This is a genomic window from Streptomyces sp. Tek67B01 (assembly GCF_055231995.1).
The window spans coordinates 3,030,931-3,048,106 of record NZ_JBUYUY010000001.1; the positions used below are offsets into that span (position 1 = coordinate 3,030,931).

Annotated in this window: 18 protein-coding genes; 2 read left to right on the forward strand and 16 right to left on the reverse strand. The window is 70.7% G+C overall.

The genetic code is table 11. The features are described from left to right. Window positions 1-288 precede the first annotated feature (288 nt). From ACV7NM_RS13440 to ACV7NM_RS13455, 4 genes are all read right to left on the reverse strand, one after another. Window positions 289-1,677, reverse strand: coding sequence for an NAD(P)H-hydrate dehydratase (locus tag ACV7NM_RS13440; protein ID WP_463410523.1), 1,389 nt, complete (start codon window positions 1,675-1,677; stop codon window positions 289-291). Between the two features lie 81 nt (window positions 1,678-1,758). Then, window positions 1,759-2,127: a holo-ACP synthase gene (locus ACV7NM_RS13445; RefSeq protein ID WP_463410524.1), complete on the reverse strand. Its 369-nt coding sequence runs from the start codon at window positions 2,125-2,127 to the stop codon at window positions 1,759-1,761. Between the two features lie 12 nt (window positions 2,128-2,139). Then, entirely contained in the window at window positions 2,140-3,990 is a 1,851-nt protein-coding gene (glmS, locus tag ACV7NM_RS13450) for a glutamine--fructose-6-phosphate transaminase (isomerizing) (protein WP_463410525.1), read from the reverse strand. 167 nt (window positions 3,991-4,157) lie between these two features. After that, a complete protein-coding gene (locus ACV7NM_RS13455) occupies window positions 4,158-4,952 on the reverse strand; it encodes a hypothetical protein (protein WP_463410526.1) in 795 nt (264 codons plus the stop codon). A 282-nt stretch (window positions 4,953-5,234) separates the two neighbouring features. Between ACV7NM_RS13455 and coaA the strand changes: the two genes are divergently transcribed. Beyond that, complete coding sequence (gene coaA / locus ACV7NM_RS13460; protein WP_463410527.1) at window positions 5,235-6,254, forward strand: type I pantothenate kinase; 1,020 nt, start codon at window positions 5,235-5,237, stop codon at window positions 6,252-6,254. Between the two features lie 16 nt (window positions 6,255-6,270). Then, on the forward strand, window positions 6,271-7,224 hold the full coding sequence (locus ACV7NM_RS13465; protein ID WP_463410528.1) for a DUF389 domain-containing protein: 954 nt from the start codon (window positions 6,271-6,273) through the stop codon (window positions 7,222-7,224). Between the two features lie 55 nt (window positions 7,225-7,279). On the opposite strand, the gene glmM is transcribed toward ACV7NM_RS13465, so the two are convergent. The 12 genes from glmM to infA form a co-directional block, all read right to left on the reverse strand. Beyond that, complete coding sequence (gene glmM, locus ACV7NM_RS13470) at window positions 7,280-8,638, reverse strand: phosphoglucosamine mutase (RefSeq protein WP_463410529.1); 1,359 nt, start codon at window positions 8,636-8,638, stop codon at window positions 7,280-7,282. A 136-nt stretch (window positions 8,639-8,774) separates the two neighbouring features. Next, window positions 8,775-9,296: a 30S ribosomal protein S9 gene (gene rpsI / locus ACV7NM_RS13475; protein ID WP_053682604.1), complete on the reverse strand. Its 522-nt coding sequence runs from the start codon at window positions 9,294-9,296 to the stop codon at window positions 8,775-8,777. A gap of 44 nt (window positions 9,297-9,340) precedes the next feature. Next, on the reverse strand, window positions 9,341-9,784 hold the full coding sequence (gene rplM / locus ACV7NM_RS13480) for a 50S ribosomal protein L13 (RefSeq protein ID WP_030230678.1): 444 nt from the start codon (window positions 9,782-9,784) through the stop codon (window positions 9,341-9,343). Window positions 9,785-10,019: 235 nt separating this feature from the next. Continuing rightward, on the reverse strand, window positions 10,020-11,273 hold the full coding sequence (locus ACV7NM_RS13485) for a glycosyltransferase family 87 protein (RefSeq protein WP_463410530.1): 1,254 nt from the start codon (window positions 11,271-11,273) through the stop codon (window positions 10,020-10,022). A gap of 64 nt (window positions 11,274-11,337) precedes the next feature. Continuing rightward, a complete protein-coding gene (locus tag ACV7NM_RS13490; RefSeq protein ID WP_463410531.1) occupies window positions 11,338-12,966 on the reverse strand; it encodes an ABC-F family ATP-binding cassette domain-containing protein in 1,629 nt (542 codons plus the stop codon). An 80-nt stretch (window positions 12,967-13,046) separates the two neighbouring features. Next, window positions 13,047-13,898 carry a tRNA pseudouridine(38-40) synthase TruA gene (gene truA, locus ACV7NM_RS13495; RefSeq protein ID WP_463410532.1) on the reverse strand — a complete coding sequence of 284 codons (852 nt, stop codon included), beginning with the start codon at window positions 13,896-13,898 and terminating at the stop codon, window positions 13,047-13,049. Between the two features lie 109 nt (window positions 13,899-14,007). Further along, window positions 14,008-14,475 carry a 50S ribosomal protein L17 gene (gene rplQ, locus ACV7NM_RS13500; RefSeq protein ID WP_030298228.1) on the reverse strand — a complete coding sequence of 156 codons (468 nt, stop codon included), beginning with the start codon at window positions 14,473-14,475 and terminating at the stop codon, window positions 14,008-14,010. Between the two features lie 89 nt (window positions 14,476-14,564). After that, entirely contained in the window at window positions 14,565-15,587 is a 1,023-nt protein-coding gene (locus ACV7NM_RS13505; protein ID WP_008739666.1) for a DNA-directed RNA polymerase subunit alpha, read from the reverse strand. A 137-nt stretch (window positions 15,588-15,724) separates the two neighbouring features. Further along, window positions 15,725-16,129: a 30S ribosomal protein S11 gene (gene rpsK, locus ACV7NM_RS13510; RefSeq protein ID WP_003956432.1), complete on the reverse strand. Its 405-nt coding sequence runs from the start codon at window positions 16,127-16,129 to the stop codon at window positions 15,725-15,727. Window positions 16,130-16,183: 54 nt separating this feature from the next. Beyond that, window positions 16,184-16,564 carry a 30S ribosomal protein S13 gene (gene rpsM / locus ACV7NM_RS13515; protein WP_030710357.1) on the reverse strand — a complete coding sequence of 127 codons (381 nt, stop codon included), beginning with the start codon at window positions 16,562-16,564 and terminating at the stop codon, window positions 16,184-16,186. A gap of 199 nt (window positions 16,565-16,763) precedes the next feature. Further along, entirely contained in the window at window positions 16,764-16,877 is a 114-nt protein-coding gene (gene rpmJ / locus ACV7NM_RS13520) for a 50S ribosomal protein L36 (RefSeq protein WP_003956441.1), read from the reverse strand. A gap of 73 nt (window positions 16,878-16,950) precedes the next feature. Beyond that, on the reverse strand, window positions 16,951-17,172 hold the full coding sequence (gene infA / locus ACV7NM_RS13525; RefSeq protein WP_003956442.1) for a translation initiation factor IF-1: 222 nt from the start codon (window positions 17,170-17,172) through the stop codon (window positions 16,951-16,953). Window positions 17,173-17,176 lie beyond the last annotated feature (4 nt).

Genomic DNA, 17,176 nt, shown 5'->3' on the forward strand with positions numbered 1-17,176 from the left:
GCGAACGGCCGGCCCCGGGGCGTGACGGTGCGCCGGTCACCGACGCGGCCGACGTCCCCTCCGGCGACCGGGAGGGCCCACGCGGCAAAGCCGGCCGGGGCCCGGGGCGTCCGCCGGGCCCCGGGCACGCGGAAGGTACGCCGGTCGCACGGACGCGGCCCGGGCACGGCCCGGCAAGGGACCCACGCCCGGCCGCGGCGGGAGGACGGGGGCGAGACGCGGGAGGAAGGGCCGGTCGCGGCCGGTCGTCGGGCGCGACACCGCCGGCCCGCGCCCCGCGCCGGCGGATCAGGGGGTGCGGGTGTCGCGCCACGCGGACGGGAGGGCCTCGGCCACCTCGTGGGCGAGGAGGGGGGCGCCGGAAGCGGCGTGGCGGGCCGCCAGGCCATGGAGGTAGGCGGCCACCGAAGCGGCGTCCGGCGCGGACAGTCCCGCCGCCAGCAGGGAGCCCGCGAGCCCGGACAGCACGTCACCGCTGCCCGCGGTGGCCAGCCAGGGGGTACCGGTCGGGTTGACCCGGACGACCCCGCCGTCGCAGACCAGCGTGGTCGAGCCCTTCAGCAGCACCGTCGACCCGTACCGCTCCGCCAACGCCCGTACGGCGGCCAGCCGCCCCGCCTCCACCTCCTCGCGCCGGACGCCCAGCAGCGCCGCCGCCTCGCCCGCGTGCGGGGTCAGGAGCGTCGGCGCCGTCCGGGCCCGCAGCGCCCCGGGGTCCAGCCCGCGCAGCCCGTCCGCGTCCACCAGGACCGGCACCGGGTCCGCGAGGACCTCCGGGGCCCGCTCGTCCCCCAACCCCGGCCCGATCACCCAGGCCTGCACCCGGCCCCGCCCGATCAGCGTCTCCGGGTACCTGGCCAGCACCGCCTCCCCGGCCGCCGCCGGGCCCACGTACCGCACCGCGCCCGCGCCGCCGCGCAGCGCCCCCGCGACGGCCAGTACGGCCGCCCCCGGGTAGCGGGCCGACCCGGCCACGACCCCGACCACACCCCGCCGGTACTTGTCACTGGCCGCGCCCGGCTCCGGCAGCAGCGCCGCCACATCGGCGTGCTGCAACGCCTCCGCGTCCGGGGCGGGGAGGGTCAGCCCGATGTCCACCAGCCGCACCGCGCCGGCCCGTGAGGCCCCCGGGTCGATCAGCAGCCCCGGCTTGTACGCCCCGAACGTCACCGTGACGTCGGCCCGTACCGCCGCGCCCGCCACCTCGCCCGTGTCGGCGTCCACCCCGCTCGGCAGGTCCGCGGCCACCACCACCGCGCCGGGCGGAATCCGTTCCACCAACGCCGCGGCGGCGGGCCGCAGTCCACCGCGGCCGCCGATCCCGAGCAGTCCGTCCACCACCAGGTCCGCCCGCCCGGGCATGGCCGCGGCCACCCGGCCGCCCGCGCCCAAGAGGGCGGCCAGCCCGCCCGCGTGCACCCGCTCGGGGTCCATCGGCACGGCCGTCACACCCGCGCCGCGCCGGGCGAGCCGCGCGCCCGCGTACAGCGCGTCGCCGCCGTTGTCCCCCGGGCCGACCAGCAGCACGATCCGCGCGCCGTACACCCTTCGCAGCAGTCCGGCGCACACGGCGGCCAGCCCGGCCGCCGCCCGCCGCATCAAGGCGCCCTCCGGCAGCCGCGCCATCAGCTCGCGCTCGGCGGCCCGTACGGTCTCCACGCTGTAAGCAGTACGCATGCCACCACCCTGCCCGAAAAGCCGGCCCGGACGACGGGAAGACCGCGGCGACGAAAGCCCGCCCGGACATGGCCGGGCGGGCTATCCCTCGGCGATGACCACGGCGGAGGCCACACCCGCGTCGTGGCTCAGCGAGACGTGCCACGACTTCACGCCGAGCGCCACCGCCCGTGCCTCGACCGTCCCGGACACCCGCACGCGCGGTTGCCCGGTCTCCTCGACGTACACCTCGGCGTCGGTCCACAGCATCCCGCCGGGCGCGCCGAGCGCCTTGGCGAGCGCCTCCTTCGCGGCGAACCGGGCGGCGAGCGAGGCGGTTCCGCGCCGCTCGCCGCTCGGCAGGGTCAACTCGGCGTCGACGAAGAGCCGTTGCGCCAGGTGCGGCGTCCGCTCCAGGGCGGCGCCGAACCGCTCGATCTCGGCAACGTCAATCCCCACACCGATAATCACAACACCAGACCCCTACTCGACCGTGACCGATTTGGCGAGGTTACGCGGCTGGTCGACCTCGTTGCCCCGCGCCGTCGCCAGCTCGCACGCGAACACCTGCAACGGCACGGTCGCCACCAGCGGCTGGAGCAACGTCGGCGTGGCCGGGATACGGATCAGGTGGTCCGCGTACGGAACGACCGCCTCGTCGCCCTCCTCGGCGATCACGATCGTGCGCGCACCGCGGGCGCGGATCTCCTGGATGTTGGACACGATCTTGTCGTGCAGCACCGAACGCCCGCGCGGCGACGGCACCACGACCACCACCGGAAGGTCCTTCTCGATCAGTGCGATCGGCCCGTGCTTCAGCTCGCCCGCCGCGAAGCCCTCCGCGTGCATGTACGCCAGCTCCTTGAGCTTGAGCGCACCCTCCAGCGCCACCGGGTACCCGACGTGACGCCCGAGGAACAGCACGGTGTTCTTGTCGGCGAGCGACCGCGCCAGCGCCCGTACCGGTTCCATGGTCTCCAGCACCGTGTCCACGGCCGCGGCGATGTCGGACAACTCCCGGACGACCGCCCGGATCTCGTCACCCCACTTCGTACCCCGCACCTGCCCGAGGTACAGCGCGACCAGATAGCAGGCGACCAGCTGCGTCAAGAACGCCTTGGTCGAGGCGACGGCCACCTCCGGACCGGCGTGGGTGTAGAGCACCGCGTCCGATTCGCGCGGGATCGTCGACCCGTTCGTGTTGCAGACGGCCAGCACCTTGGCGCCCTGCTCGCGCGCGTGCCTGAGCGCCATCAGGGTGTCCATGGTCTCCCCGGACTGCGAGATCGCGATCACCAGCGTCCGCTGGTCCAGGATCGGGTCGCGGTAGCGGAACTCGCTGGCCAGTTCCGTCTCGCACGGGATGCGGGTCCAGTGCTCGATGGCGAGCTTCGCGATCATGCCCGCGTGGTACGCCGTACCGCACGCCACGATCACGACCTTGTCGACCTCGCGGAGCACCGAGGCGGGGATGCGCACCTCGTCCAGGGACAGCGAGCCGCTCGCGTCGATCCTGCCCAGGAGGGTGTCGGCGACGGCCTTCGGCTGCTCGGCGATCTCCTTGAGCATGAAGTAGTCGTACCCCCCCTTCTCGGCCGCCGAGGCGTCCCAGTCCACGTGGTACGCCCGCACCGTCGCGGCCGAACCGTCGAAGTTGGTCACCGTGACCCCTTCGCGGCGGAGCTCGACGACCTGGTCCTGCCCCAACTCGATCGCGGACCGCGTGTGGGCGATGAACGCGGCCACGTCCGAGGCGAGGAAGTTCTCGCCCTCCCCGACGCCCACCACCAAGGGGGAGTTCCGGCGGGCCCCGACCACCACGTCCGGCGCGTCGGCGTGCACCGCGACCAGCGTGAACGCGCCCTCCAACCGCCGGCAGACCCGTCGCATGGCCTCCGCCAGGTCCCCCGGGACGACGTCGAACTGCTCGGCGAGCAGGTGCGCCACGACCTCGGTGTCCGTCTCGGACTCCAGCTTGTGCCCGCGCTCGGTCAGCTCGGCGCGCAGCGCGGCGAAGTTCTCGATGATCCCGTTGTGCACGACCGCCACGCGCCCCGAATTGTCGAGGTGCGGATGGGCGTTGACGTCGGTGGGCCCGCCGTGGGTCGCCCACCGGGTGTGCCCGAGGCCCGTGGACCCGGCCGGCAGCGGATGCCCGACCAGTTCCTTCTCCAGGTTGACCAACTTGCCGGCCTTCTTGACCGCGTCCAGGCCCCCGTCCGCGAGCACGGCGACACCCGCCGAGTCGTAGCCGCGGTACTCCAGCCGCTTGAGTCCGGCGATGACCACATCGAGCGCCGACTGCGCTCCCACGTAACCCACAATTCCGCACATAGGGCGCAGGGTACGCCGTGGTCGGCCTCCTGCCCCGTACCCGGACCAGACGAAAAACCCGCCCCGGCGAATGTGCCGGAGCGGGGTTGACGCCCATCTGAGGGCAAGTCAGTCGAACAGCGGACCAAAGGCCGTCCGCTCGGCCGGTCCCGGACGGTCTCGGCCGGTCAGAGCTTCTTCGCCTGCGCCTCCACGACGGCCTTCGGCTGCTCGGCATCGCCGCTCAGGCTGAGCGCTGTGAAGGTCGCGAGGGTGCCGCCCTTGCGCAGGACGACGACGCGGGTCACGTTCTTGTCGCCGTCCCCCAGGTCCATCACGGTGACGAAGGAGACCGTCTCGTCGCCGCCGGGGAGCGTGGTGTCGGCCTTGACGCTCTCGATGGCCGTCTTCTCCCCCGCCTGCGTCACCGAGAAGCCACCCGCGCACGCCTCGATGCCCGCCTTGACGGCGTCGAAGGCCTCCTCGGCGCCCTTGCCGTCGTAGGAGACCAGCGCGACCGACGTGGCCGTCGTCTTGAAGGCGCCCACGGCCGCGTCCACCTTCTCCTCCAGGCCCGCGCCCTCGGCCGCCGCCCGGGGCTTCCCGCTCGCGACGGCACGGGCGACCCCGGCGGACGCGCCGATCGACTGCATGCCCTCGACCTGGGCCAGCGGCTTGCAGGGGGCCTTGTCGGTCTCGATCGGGTCGTCCTGCGCCGCGCTGTCCGCCACCGGCTCCAGCCGGTGGTCCGGCAGGTCCGCCTCGGTCACGAGCAGCGTGCTCAGCTCGCCGGCCGTCCTCCCCTTGGGGCCCGCCGGCGCCCCGCTCGAAGCGGCGGTGGCGGACGACCGGGCGGCGGACGGCTCGGCGCCGGCCTTGAAGGTGGCGTCCCCCGCCTTGCCCGACCCGCAGGCCGTGGCCAGCAGCGCCAAGGACACGGCCGAAGCGGTCAGGACGGCACGACGGACAATCACGGTACGCACGAAAGATCTCCCCCGGAACAAGAAAACACACAGAGGCAGCCCCGGGCGGCGCCCCCGGTCACGGGCGCGCACCGGAGCTGCGGCGATCAGCAATGTACGGGGGGAAGCCCGCCCGGAGGATCCGGTTTTCACAGACCGTCGTCAATCGTGATCGCCGCGAGACCGACACGACACTCGAATCGATACCCGGCCGTGCATCGCCTCCGGCGCGGGGACCCCGGCCCGTCCCCACGTGACCGACCACACCACCCATAAGCGAGCGCGAGCCCCGACAATGGCTGTGTGATCACTTCGCCGCCACGAAGCACGCCCGGCCGCGCAACGGAGCGCGCCGGCCACCGCCGGCCCCCCGAGGCCTCCCCCTACGTCGACCTCACCCGGGCCGAGTGGAGCGCCCTTCGCGAGCGCACCCCCCTCCCGCTCACCGCCGACGAGGTCGAACGGCTCCGCGGCCTGGGCGACGTCATCGACCTCGACGAGGTCCGCGACGTCTACCTCCCGCTCTCCCGCCTGTTGAACCTCTACGTCGGCGCCACCAGCAACCTCCGCGGCACCCTCAACACCTTCCTCGGCGACGCCGGCAACGGCCACGGCGCCCAACGGGGGACCCCCTTCGTCATAGGGGTCGCCGGCTCCGTCGCCGTCGGCAAGTCCACCGTCGCCCGTCTGCTCCAGGCCCTGCTCGCCCGCTGGCCGGAGCACCCCCGCGTCGAGCTCGTCACCACCGACGGGTTCCTTTACCCGATGAAGGAACTCCAGCGCCGCGGCCTGACCGCCCGCAAGGGTTTCCCCGAGTCGTACGACCGCCGCGCGCTCACCCGCTTCGTCGCCGACATCAAGGCGGGCAAGGACGAGGTCACCGCCCCCGTCTACTCCCACCTGATCTACGACATCGTCCCCGGCGAGCAGCTCGTCGTCCGCCGCCCGGACATCCTCATCGTCGAGGGGCTCAACGTCCTCCAGCCGGCCCTGCCCGGCAAGGACGGCCGGACCAGGGTGGGCCTCGCCGACTACTTCGACTTCAGCGTGTACGTCGACGCGCGCCCCGAGGACATCGAGCGCTGGTACCTCAACCGGTTCCGGAAGCTGCGCGAGACCGCCTTCCAGAATCCTTTCTCCTACTTCCGCAAGTACACGCAGGTCTCCGAGGAGGAGGCCCTGGAGTACGCGCAGACGATGTGGCGGACCATCAACAAGCCCAATCTGATGGAGAACGTGGCCCCGACCCGCGGTCGCGCCACCCTCGTCGTGCGCAAGGGACCGGACCACAAGGTGCAGAAGCTCAGCCTGCGCAAACTGTGAAAGCTACTGTTCGGGCATGCTGCACCTGCGGATGATCACACCGCCCGACCGGACGCACGCCGTCCTCCGCCTCGTCGAGGAGACCGTCGGCACCACCCATCTGGTGGTGCTGACCGGCGCGGCCCTCGTCCCCGCCGGTGACGTCGTCATGTGCGACGTCGCGCGCGAGGCGGGTGACGGGCTGCTCCACGGACTGCGCGAGCTGGGCATCGACAAGGACGGCTCGATCGCCGTCGACGACATCGACCTCACGCTCTCCGCGAGCGCCGACGAGGCCGAGGCGGAAGCTCCCGGGGAGGCCGCCGACGCCGTCCTGTGGGAGCAGCTGACCGAGGCGACCCAGGAGGAGTCGACCCTCTCGGTCACCTACGTGGCGTTCATGATCGTCGCGACGCTGATCGCCGCCTGCGGTGTGGTGCTGGACAACGCCATCCTGATCGTGGGCGCGATGGCCGTCGGCCCCGAGTTCGGCCCGCTCGCCGGTGTCTGTACGAGCCTTGTGCGCAGGGCCCCCAAGGCGGCCGCGCGCTCGCTGGTGGCCCTGCTGGCCGGTTTCGCCGCGGCGATGGCCGCGACCACCCTGTTCAGCCTGGCGATGAACGCGCTGGGCCTGTTCCAGCGGTCCATGCTGGAGAACCCCCGCCCGAACACCAGCTTCATCTGGCAGCCGGACTCGTTCTCCTTCACGGTCGCCCTGCTCGCCGGGGTGGCGGGCGTGCTGTCCCTGACCTCCGCGAAGTCCGGCGCGTTGGTCGGCGTGGCCATCTCGGTGACCACCGTCCCGGCGGCCGCCAACGCCGCCGTGGCCCTCGGCTACGGCGAGGTGGGGCAGATGTGGGGCTCGGCGGAGCAGCTGCTGCTGAACCTGGGCGGGATCATGCTGGCCGGCACCCTGACCCTCTACGCGCAGAAGCTGCTGTGGAACGGCCGGCGCGGCCGCTTGGACCGCACCCCGCCCGGAACCGGCTGAGCCCCGCCACCCCCGAAGGGGCGACGGGGCTCCGGCCGGTCCTGGGGCCTGGGGTCTAGCCGAGCGCCGACTTCACGACGTCCGCCAGGCGTCCGGCGACCGCGCGGGCCTGCTCGATGTCGGCGGCCTCCACCATCACCCGTACGAGCGGCTCCGTACCGGAGGGACGCAGCAGGACCCGTCCGGTGGCGCCCAGGTCGCGCTCCGCCTCGCCCACCGCGGTCGCCAGCTCGCCCGAGGTGGCGACGCGGGACTTGTCCACGTCGGGAACGTTGATCAGCACCTGCGGCAGTCGCTGCATCACGCCCGCCAGCTCCGCCAGCGACCGCCCGGTGGCCGCGACGCGGGCGGCGAGCAGCAGCCCGGTCAGGGTGCCGTCGCCGGTGGTTGCGTTGTCGAGGATGATCACGTGGCCGGACTGCTCGCCGCCCAGGGCGTAGCCGTGCTCCTTCATCGACTCCAGCACGTAGCGGTCGCCGACCCCGGTCTGCACGACCTGGATTCCCTCGGCCTCCATGGCCAGTTTGAAACCCAGGTTCGACATGACGGTGCCGACCACGGTGTTCTCGCGCAGCTGTCCCGCCTCGCGCATGGCCAGCGCCAGCACCGCGAGGATCTGGTCGCCGTCGACCTCCGCGCCGGAGGCGTCCACGGCCAGGCAGCGGTCGGCGTCGCCGTCGTGCGCGATGCCGAAGTCGGCACCGTGCTCGACCACGGCCTGCTTCAGCAGACCGAGGTGGGTCGAGCCACAGCCGTCGTTGATGTTCAGGCCGTCGGGCCCGGCGCCGATCGTGATGACCTCCGCGCCGGCCCGGGTGAAGGCCTCGGGGGAGACGTAAGCGGCCGCGCCGTGGGCCTCGTCGAGGACGATCTTGAGGCCGTCGAGGCGGTTGGGCAGGACCCCGATGAGGTGGGCGACGTACTTCTCGAAGCCCTCGGTGTAGTCCGAGACCCGGCCGACGCCCGCGCCGGTGGGACGGTCCCAGGGGGCGCCGGTGCGGTGCTCGTCGTAGACGGACTCGATCTGGTCCTCCAACTCGTCGGCGAGCTTGTGTCCGCCGCGCGCGAAGAACTTGATGCCGTTGTCGGGCATCGCGTTGTGGCTGGCGGAGAGCATCACGCCGAGGTCGGCGCCCAGCGCACCGGTGAGATACGCCACCGCCGGGGTGGGCAGCACACCGACGCGCAGGACGTCCACGCCCGCGCTCGCGAGGCCCGCGACGACCGCGGCCTCCAGGAACTCGCCGGAAGCGCGGGGATCGCGGCCGACCACGGCGGTCGCGCGATGGCCCGCGAAGGTGCCGGCCTCGGCCAGTACGTGTGCGGCCGCCACGGAGAGGCCGAGCGCCAGCTCGGCCGTCAGATCCGCGTTGGCGACGCCTCGTACACCGTCCGTCCCGAAGAGTCGTCCCACTGTTGTCCTCCCGAGTTCACGCTTCGCTTAGTACCGCTGTGTGCCAGGTATGTGCCGCTTTTGGCGGTAAACGAACCGCCCCGGCAGCACAGAGAGTGCTGCCGGGGCGGTTTCGTTGCAGAACAGCAGGCGCAGATTAACGCTTGCTGTACTGCGGAGCCTTACGGGCCTTCTTCAGACCGGCCTTCTTGCGCTCGACCGCACGGTCGTCGCGGGAGAGGAAGCCGGCCTTCTTCAGCGCCGGGCGGTTGTTGTCGACGTCCGCCTCGTTCAGCGCACGGGCCACGCCGAGGCGCAGGGCGCCGGCCTGGCCGGAGACGCCGCCACCCGAGATGCGGGCGATGACGTCGTAGCGGTTGTCGAGCTCAAGGAGCTTGAACGGCTCGTTGACTTCCTGCTGGTGCACCTTGTTGGGGAAGTAGTCCTCAAGGGTGCGACCGTTGATCTTCCACTTGCCGGTGCCCGGGACGATCCGGACGCGGGCGATGGCGTTCTTGCGACGGCCCAGGCCGGCGGCCGGCTGGGGGTCGCCGAAGCGACCGGCAAGGGACTCGGAGGTGTAGTCGCCCTCGACGACGACCTCGGACTCGCTGGTGTACTCCTCGACGTTGCCCTCGAACTCTTCGACGGGGGTCGTCTCGGCGGTGGTCTCGGCCACGATGCTCCTCAGAATTTTCTACGTCTTAGGGGGTGTGGCCGGAACTACTGCGCGACCTGGGTGATCTCGAACGGCACCGGCTGCTGGGCAGCGTGGGGGTGCTGGTCGCCCGAGTAGACCTTCAGCTTCGAGAGCATCTGACGGCCCAGGGTGTTCTTGGGGAGCATGCCCTTGATGGCCTTCTCGACGGCCTTCTCCGGGTTGTTCGCCAGGAGGTCGTCGTAGCGGACGGAACGCAGACCACCCGGGAAGCCGGAGTGGCGGTACGCCATCTTCTGCGTCGCCTTGTTGCCGGACAGGTGAACCTTGTCGGCGTTGACGATGATGACGAAGTCGCCCATGTCCATGTGGGGGGCGTAAGTCGGCTTGTGCTTGCCGCGCAGGAGGGCTGCGGCCTGGGTCGCCAGACGGCCGAGGACAACGTCCTGGGCGTCGATGACGAGCCACTGGCGCGAGATGTCGCCGGGCTTGGGGCTGAACGTACGCACGCGTATGCCTTCGCTTCTTCAGTGGTGGGTCATCCCATAGGGCATAAGCCCCGCGGGACGGGTCCTGACAGGGTCACCACGGACGATCACGACAGCCCTCGTTCACATCGGGGACGCAACCCGTGTGAACCGCTGGTCATCGGCCCGGTGGACCGGCGTAAGGCCCTTTCACGTGAGAATGAGCAAGCCAATACGCATAACAAACCAGCAGGGTACCCAAGCAAACCCGAATGGGTCAAAACGCGGTCCGCGATGCCGATTCTGCTGGCGTCGCGGCGCACTCCGGTTCGGTCCTGGGTGGGGACCCCGTAGTTGTTACGGTCTCCAGGGTAACCCGACCGGAGCGCAGCGCTTGACGCGCCAGCAGTCCCGAGAGCGTGCACAGCGTCACGCAATCGCGAAACGCCCGCCTCTTGTGCTCGAACTCCGAGGGCCACGGCACCCCCGCCAGCTGGGGTCCCAGCCCCACCCAGAACCAGGGCGAGCGCGGCATCGACCCCGCCCGCACCCCCGACGCCAGCAGCAGCGGCAGCACCACCAGCAGGTAGTGGTCGAAGGACGGCCTCGACACCAGGAATGCGGCGAGCATCACCATGCAGACCGTCTCCACCAGCCGCAGCTCGCCCTCGTCCGCGTCGTCCGTACGCCGCCAGCGGAACCAGGCCGACCACAGGCCGCCCAGCGCCCCCGCCCCCGCCAGCAGCACTGCGAACGGCTGCGGCAGCCCCAGCCGCGGCAGGACCGCGATGGGCGAGGCGTCCCACGGCAGCGCGTACGCGTCCTGCCCCTGGAACAGGAAGGGCAGCGTCTTGGTGAAGAACAGCGTCGGGCTGGGCATCATCAGCGCCCCCACCAGGGACACCGCCACCGGAACCAGCACCGCCACGGCCAGCCCCCGCCACTGCCGCGCCAGTACGAACAGCAGCCCGACCGGCACGAGCATCGGCTTGCAGGCGATGGCCAGCCCCACCACCACACCCGCCGCCACCCACGACCGCCGGTGGGCGAGCAGCAGCGCCAGCGGCAGGGCGGCCGCCGAGATCGCCGTCCAGTTCCCGATCAGAACCAGGTTCAGGTACGGCTTGTAGGCCAACGCGAACAGGGTGAAACCCCCGACCGCGAAGCGCGAGCGCACCGGTACGGAGAACAGCCGCAGCGCCGCCCACCAACCGACGCCGATCAGCCCGGACATCCCCGCCGGCAGCAGCCAGCGCAACGCCCGGTGCGGCAGCAGCGCCTCCGGTACGGCCATGATCACGGCGCTCGGCAGGTAGAGGAACCGCTTGTCCTCGTAGGGCGAGGTACCCGACAGCAGCGCGTCCGCGGCCTTCACCACGAACGCGTTGTCCGAGCCCCAGTTGTCGCGCAGGCTCGTGGAGACGGCGATCGACAGGAGGATCACGAGGGAGACGGCCCACCAGGAGCGCGGCGCCGGCCGCAGCAGCCAGTCGACCCGCCGTCCGGCCGAAACCGGACGGTCCCACTTCATGAGCCAGATGCTAGGCCGCAGCCCCACAACGCCTCCCTCGACCCGCGAGGGGGCCGGAGTCCCCCTACCGCTTGCGCTCGACCCTACGTTCGTCCCAGACGGGCTCCTGAGTCTCCCGCACAACACCGTCTGAACCGAAGACCAAGTAACGGTCAAATGTGCGCGCGAACCAGCGGTCGTGCGTGACGCAGAGCACAGTCCCGTCGTACGACTCCAGACCGTCCTGGAGGGCCTCCGCCGACTCCAGGTCGAGGTTGTCCGTCGGCTCGTCCAGCAGCAGCGCCGTGGTGCCGGCCAGCTCCAGCAGCAGGATCTGGAAACGTGCCTGCTGCCCGCCCGAGAGCTTCTCGAAGGGCTGGTCGCCTTGGCGTTCCAGCTCGTAGCGGCGCAGGACGCCCATGGCGGCGCCGAGCGGCTTGGCGGCCTCCGCCCACAGGATGTCGACGAGCGTGCGGCCGAAAAGCTCCGGGTGGGCGTGCGTCTGCGCGAAGTGGCCGGGAACCACACGTGCGCCCAGCTTCCAGGTGCCGGTGTGTTTGACGTCCTCGCCCGCCAGCAGCCGCAGGAAGTGCGACTTGCCGGAACCGTTCGAGCCGAGCACCGCGACCCGTTCCCCGTAGAAGACCTCCAGCGAGAAGGGCTTCATGAGGCCCGTGAGCTCCAGGTTCTCCACGGTCAGCGCGCGCACGCCGGTCCGACCGCCCTTGAGGCGCATCCGGATGTCCTGCTCCCGCGGCGGCTCCGGCGGCGGCCCGGCCTCCTCGAACTTCTGGAAGCGGGTCTGCATCGCCCGGTAGCGGGAGGCCATGTCCGGGCTGCTCGCGGCCTGGCCGCGCAGCCGCAGCACCAGGGCCTTCAGCCGGGCGTGCTCCTCGTCCCAACGCCGCTTGAGCTCCTCGAAGCGGGCGAAGCGCTCCTTGCGGGCCTCGTGATACGTGCCGAAGCCCGCGCCGTGCACCCAGACGTCGGAGCCCGTCGGGCTCGCCTCCAGGCTGATGATCTTCTCGGCGGCCTGGGTCAACAGCTCCCGGTCGTGCGAGACGAACAGCACCGTCTTGCGGGTGGCCTTCAGCTGCTCCTCCAGCCACCGCTTGCCCGGGACGTCGAGGTAGTTGTCCGGCTCGTCGAGCAGCAGCACCTCGTCCGGCCCGCGCAGCAGCGCCTCCAGCACCAGCCGCTTCTGCTCACCGCCCGACAGCGTGCGTACCTCGCGGAACTGCGCGGTGTCGTACGGGACCGCCAGCGCGGCCATGGTGCAGACGTCCCACAGGGTCTCCGCCTCGTAGCCCTGGACGTCGGCCCAGTCGCTGAGCGCCTGCGCGTAGGCCATCTGGGCGGCCTCGTCATCCACGGTCAGGATCAGCTGTTCGGCGCTGTCGACGGCCTTCGCGGCCGCCCGGATCCGCGGCTGGGCCACCGAGACCAGCAGGTCCCGTACGGTCGTCTCGTCCCGGACGGAGCCCACGAACTGCGACATCACGCCGAGGCCTCCGCTGATGGTGACCCCACCGCCGTGCGGCTGGAGGTCGCCGGAGATCAGCTTGAGCAGGGTGGTCTTGCCGGCCCCGTTCGCCCCCACCAGGGCGACGACCGCCCCCTCCCCCACGCGGAAGGAGACGTCGGGGAGCAGTACCCGCCCGTCGGGAAGGTAGTACTCCAGGTGGCTGGCTTCGAGATGTCCCATGCCGGGCATTGTCCAGGCCGGGCGCCGATCCGCCCAAACGGATTAGCGGACGGATAACGGACGGCTCGGAGGAAGGCCCGGCGGACCGGTCAGCAGCAGCCCGCCCCCGGCAGGGTCCGCAGGTTCCTGGCCTCCTTGCTGCGGGCGGCCAACAGCTCGTCCGCCGGGTAGCCGACCTCCTCCAGGGTCAGCCCGTGCGGCTTGACCACGTGCACCGAGGAATCCCGTACGGCGGCCCGCAGGACCTCCCCGGGCCAGGTCACCGGCCGGTGCCCGTCGCCCACGTGGAGCAGCGCGCCGACCAGCGAGCGGACCATGTTGTGGCAGAACGCGTCGGCGCGCACCGTCGCGGTGACGATCCCGTCGTCGGCACGCTCCCAGCTGAGCTGCTGGAGCGTACGGATGGTCGTGGCACCCTCGCGCTTCTTGCAGTACGCCGCGAAGTCGTGTTCCCCGAGCAGCGCGCCGGACGCCTCGTTCATGGCGGCCACGTCGAGCGGCCACTGGTGCCACAGGACGTGCCCTCGGCGCAGGGGGTCCACTCCGGCCCGATGGTCACCCACGCGGTAGGCGTAGCGCCGCCAGACAGCCGAGAAGCGCGCGTTGAAGCCCTCCGGCGCCCGCTCCGCCCTCCACACCCGTACGTCGTGCGGCAGCCGTCCGGCGAGGCGGCGCAGCAGCTTGTCGTGGTGTTCGGCCCACACCTCCTCGGCCAGGTCGAACTGGGCGACCTGCCCGCGCGCGTGCACGCCGGCGTCGGTCCGCCCGGCGACGGTCAGCTCGACCGGCTCCTTGAGCCGCATCACGGTCTGCAGGGCGCTCTCCAGCTCCCCCTGCACGGTCCGCAGCGTGCGCTGCTTCGCCCAGCCGGAGAAGTCCTTGCCGTCGTAGCTCAGGTCCAGCCGTACCCGGACGTGCCCGGGCTCCACCTCGTCACTCACGTGACCGATCCTCTCAAAGACGCGAGAACGTCGGAAAATGCAGAACGGGCCCGCCCCGGAAGGGGGCGGGCCCGTTCAGAGCCGATCAAGCAAGCGTGATCCCGGGGGATCAGGCCTCCTTGGTCTCCTCGGCGGCGGGAGCCTCGGCCACGGCCTCGGCGTCCTTCGCGGCACGCTTGGTGGCGGCCTCCGCCTCACCGGTGGCCTGCTGCGCGACCGTCAGGGCCTCGACCAGCTCGATGACCGCCATCGGGGCGTTGTCGCCACGACGGTTGCCGATCTTGGTGATGCGCGTGTAACCACCGGGGCGGTTCTCGTAGCGCGGGGCGATCTCGGTGAACAGCGTGTGCACGATGCTCTTGTCCGTGATCGTCTGAAGCACCAGGCGACGGTTGTGGATGTCGCCCTTCTTGGCCTTGGTGACCAGACGCTCGGCGTAGGGACGCAGGCGGCGGGCCTTGGCCTCGGTGGTGGTGATGCGGCCGTGCTCGAAGAGCGCCTTCGCGAGGTTCGCGAGGAGGTGCTTCTCGTGCGCGGCGCTGCCGCCCAGGCGGGCACCCTTTGCGGGACGCGGCATGGTGTTACTCCTTCATATCTGCACCGGCCGTGTCAGGTACCGGTGTCAGTTCCCCCGGAGCGGATGCCCCGGGAAAGTTCTGGTGGTGCTCAGTACTGCTCGGTCTCCACGAAACCGGCGTCCGCGTCGTCGTCGGCGCCGAAGGCGTCGGCGGCGGCGGTCGGGTCGAATCCGGGCGGGCTGTCCTTGAGGGCCAGACCCATGCCGGCCAGCTTCGCCTTGACCTCGTCGATCGACTTCGCACCGAAGTTGCGGATGTCGAGCAGGTCCGCCTCGGAGCGGGCGACGAGCTCACCCACGGAGTGGATGCCCTCGCGCTTGAGGCAGTTGTAGGACCGAACGGTGAGCTCCAGCTCCTCGATCGGCAGGGCCAGATCGGCGGCCAGGGCCGCGTCCGTCGGCGAGGGGCCCATGTCGATGCCCTCGGCGTCGATGTTGAGCTCGCGCGCCAGACCGAACAGCTCGACCAGGGTCTTGCCGGCGGACGCCATGGCGTCACGCGGGCGCATGGCCTGCTTGGTCTCGACGTCGACGATCAGCTTGTCGAAGTCGGTGCGCTGCTCGACTCGGGTCGCCTCGACCTTGTAGGTGACCTTGAGGACCGGGCTGTAGATCGAGTCGATCGGGATGCGGCCGATCTCCTGGCCCAGCTGCTTGTTCTGGACGGCGGAGACGTAGCCGCGACCGCGCTCGACGGTCAGCTCCATCTCCAGCTTGCCCTTGCCGTTGAGCGTGGCGAGGACCAGGTCCGGGTTGTGCACCTCGACACCGGCCGGGGGCGCGATGTCGGCGGCGGTGACCAGGCCGGGGCCCTGCTTGCGCAGGTACATCACGACCGGCTCGTCGTGCTCCGAGGAGACGACCAGCTGCTTGATGTTCAGGATGATGTCGGTGACGTCTTCCTTGACGCCCGGCACGGTGGTGAACTCGTGCAGGACGCCGTCCACGCGGATGCTCGTGACGGCGGCACCCGGGATCGAGGACAGGAGCGTGCGGCGCAGGGAGTTGCCGAGGGTGTAGCCGAAGCCCGGCTCCAGCGGCTCGATCACGAACCGCGAGCGGTACTCGTCGACGACCTCTTCGGTCAGCGAAGGACGCTGAGCGATAAGCATGTCTTTGTTCCTTCAGTCGTGGACGCCCACTATTTGACGCCCGACATGTACTGCTGGGTACTGCAAGGGTACGGGCGGCACGGCCCCCGAAGGGGTCGTACCGCCCGGACACTCAAGGACGCACAGGCGTCGCTGCGTCAGACGCGGCGGCGCTTCGGCGGACGGCAGCCGTTGTGCGGGGTGGGGGTGACGTCCTGGATCGAGCCGACCTCCAGGCCAGTGGCCTGGAGGGAGCGGATCGCGGTCTCACGGCCGGAGCCGGGACCCTTGACGAAGACGTCAACCTTGCGCATGCCGTGCTCCTGCGCGCGGCGGGCGGCCGACTCGGCGGCCATCTGCGCGGCGAAGGGGGTGGACTTGCGCGAGCCCTTGAAGCCGACGTGGCCGGCGGAGGCCCAGGAGATCACGTTGCCCGAGGGGTCCGTGATCGAGACGATGGTGTTGTTGAACGTGCTCTTGATGTGGGCGTGCCCGTGAGCGACGTTCTTCTTTTCCTTGCGGCGCACCTTCTTGGCAGCGCCCTGACGACCCTTGGGGGGCATCTAAATCTCCTACGGGAGGTGGTCGGTCCTACAGCGCAAGACCGCTGAACAGGACTACTTCTTGCCCGGCTTCTTCTTACCGGCGATCGCGCGACGCGGGCCCTTGCGGGTACGCGCGTTCGTGCTGGTGCGCTGACCGTGCACCGGCAGGCCACGACGGTGGCGGATGCCCTGGTAGCACTGGATCTCGACCTTGCGACGGATGTCGGCCTGGATCTCGCGGCGGAGGTCACCCTCGGTACGGAGGTTGGCGTCCACGTACTCGCGGATCTTGACCAGGTCCTCTTCGGCCAGGTCACGAACGCGGGTGTTCGGGTTCACGCCGGTGGAGGCGAGGATCTCCTTGGACCGGGTGCGCCCGATACCGAAGACGTAGGTGAGTGCGATCTCCACACGCTTTTCGCGCGGGATGTCAACACCGGAAACGCGTGCCATTCAATGGCTCCTGTGTGTTCGGGGGTCTTCCGCAGAACCGTTCCCGACCGCCGACCACTCCTGATGGGTGGTGGTACGCCCGGGTCCCCGGCCCCCGCCGGAGGTGCCGCCGGCCCCGTTCAGGGCTGGGCGGGTTCTGCGTATGTACGTTTTCTTACGTCGCGCGAAGAACTGCGGAAGGCAGGTCGGTCGGCGTGCGTCAGCCCTGGCGCTGCTTGTGGCGCAGGTTGTCGCAGATGACCATGACCCGACCGTGACGGCGGATCACCTTGCACTTGTCGCAGATCTTCTTGACGCTCGGCTTGACCTTCATGTTGGTGAGGTTCTCCGGGTCAGTGCCACCACCCGCGCCGGACCAGACGGCCGGTCGGGAGTGAGGACAAGATCTACTTGTATCGGTAGACGATCCGGCCACGCGTCAGGTCGTACGGAGACAGCTCCACCACGACCCGGTCATCGGGAAGGATGCGGATGTAGTGCATGCGCATCTTGCCGCTGATGTGCGCGAGGACTTTGTGACCGTTCTGCAGTTCCACCTTGAACATCGCGTTCGGGAGGGACTCGATCACGGTGCCCTCGATCTCGATGGCACCTTGCTTCTTGGCCACGCTT

Excerpts from the sequence above, each read along its gene's own strand:
- ACV7NM_RS13440 (WP_463410523.1), bottom strand. The coding sequence starts at position 1,677 with ATGCGTACTGCTTACAGCGTGGAGACCGTACGGGCCGCCGAGCGCGAG.
- glmS (WP_463410525.1), bottom strand. The coding sequence starts at position 3,990 with ATGTGCGGAATTGTGGGTTACGTGGGAGCGCAGTCGGCGCTCGATGTG.
- ACV7NM_RS13465 (WP_463410528.1), top strand. The coding sequence starts at position 6,271 with ATGCTGCACCTGCGGATGATCACACCGCCCGACCGGACGCACGCCGTC.
- ACV7NM_RS13485 (WP_463410530.1), bottom strand. The coding sequence starts at position 11,273 with ATGAAGTGGGACCGTCCGGTTTCGGCCGGACGGCGGGTCGACTGGCTG.
- ACV7NM_RS13490 (WP_463410531.1), bottom strand. The coding sequence starts at position 12,966 with ATGCCCGGCATGGGACATCTCGAAGCCAGCCACCTGGAGTACTACCTT.
- rplQ (WP_030298228.1), bottom strand. The coding sequence starts at position 14,475 with ATGCCGCGTCCCGCAAAGGGTGCCCGCCTGGGCGGCAGCGCCGCGCAC.
- ACV7NM_RS13505 (WP_008739666.1), bottom strand. The coding sequence starts at position 15,587 with ATGCTTATCGCTCAGCGTCCTTCGCTGACCGAAGAGGTCGTCGACGAG.
- rpsK (WP_003956432.1), bottom strand. The coding sequence starts at position 16,129 with ATGCCCCCCAAGGGTCGTCAGGGCGCTGCCAAGAAGGTGCGCCGCAAG.
- rpsM (WP_030710357.1), bottom strand. The coding sequence starts at position 16,564 with ATGGCACGCGTTTCCGGTGTTGACATCCCGCGCGAAAAGCGTGTGGAG.
- rpmJ (WP_003956441.1), bottom strand. The coding sequence starts at position 16,877 with ATGAAGGTCAAGCCGAGCGTCAAGAAGATCTGCGACAAGTGCAAGGTG.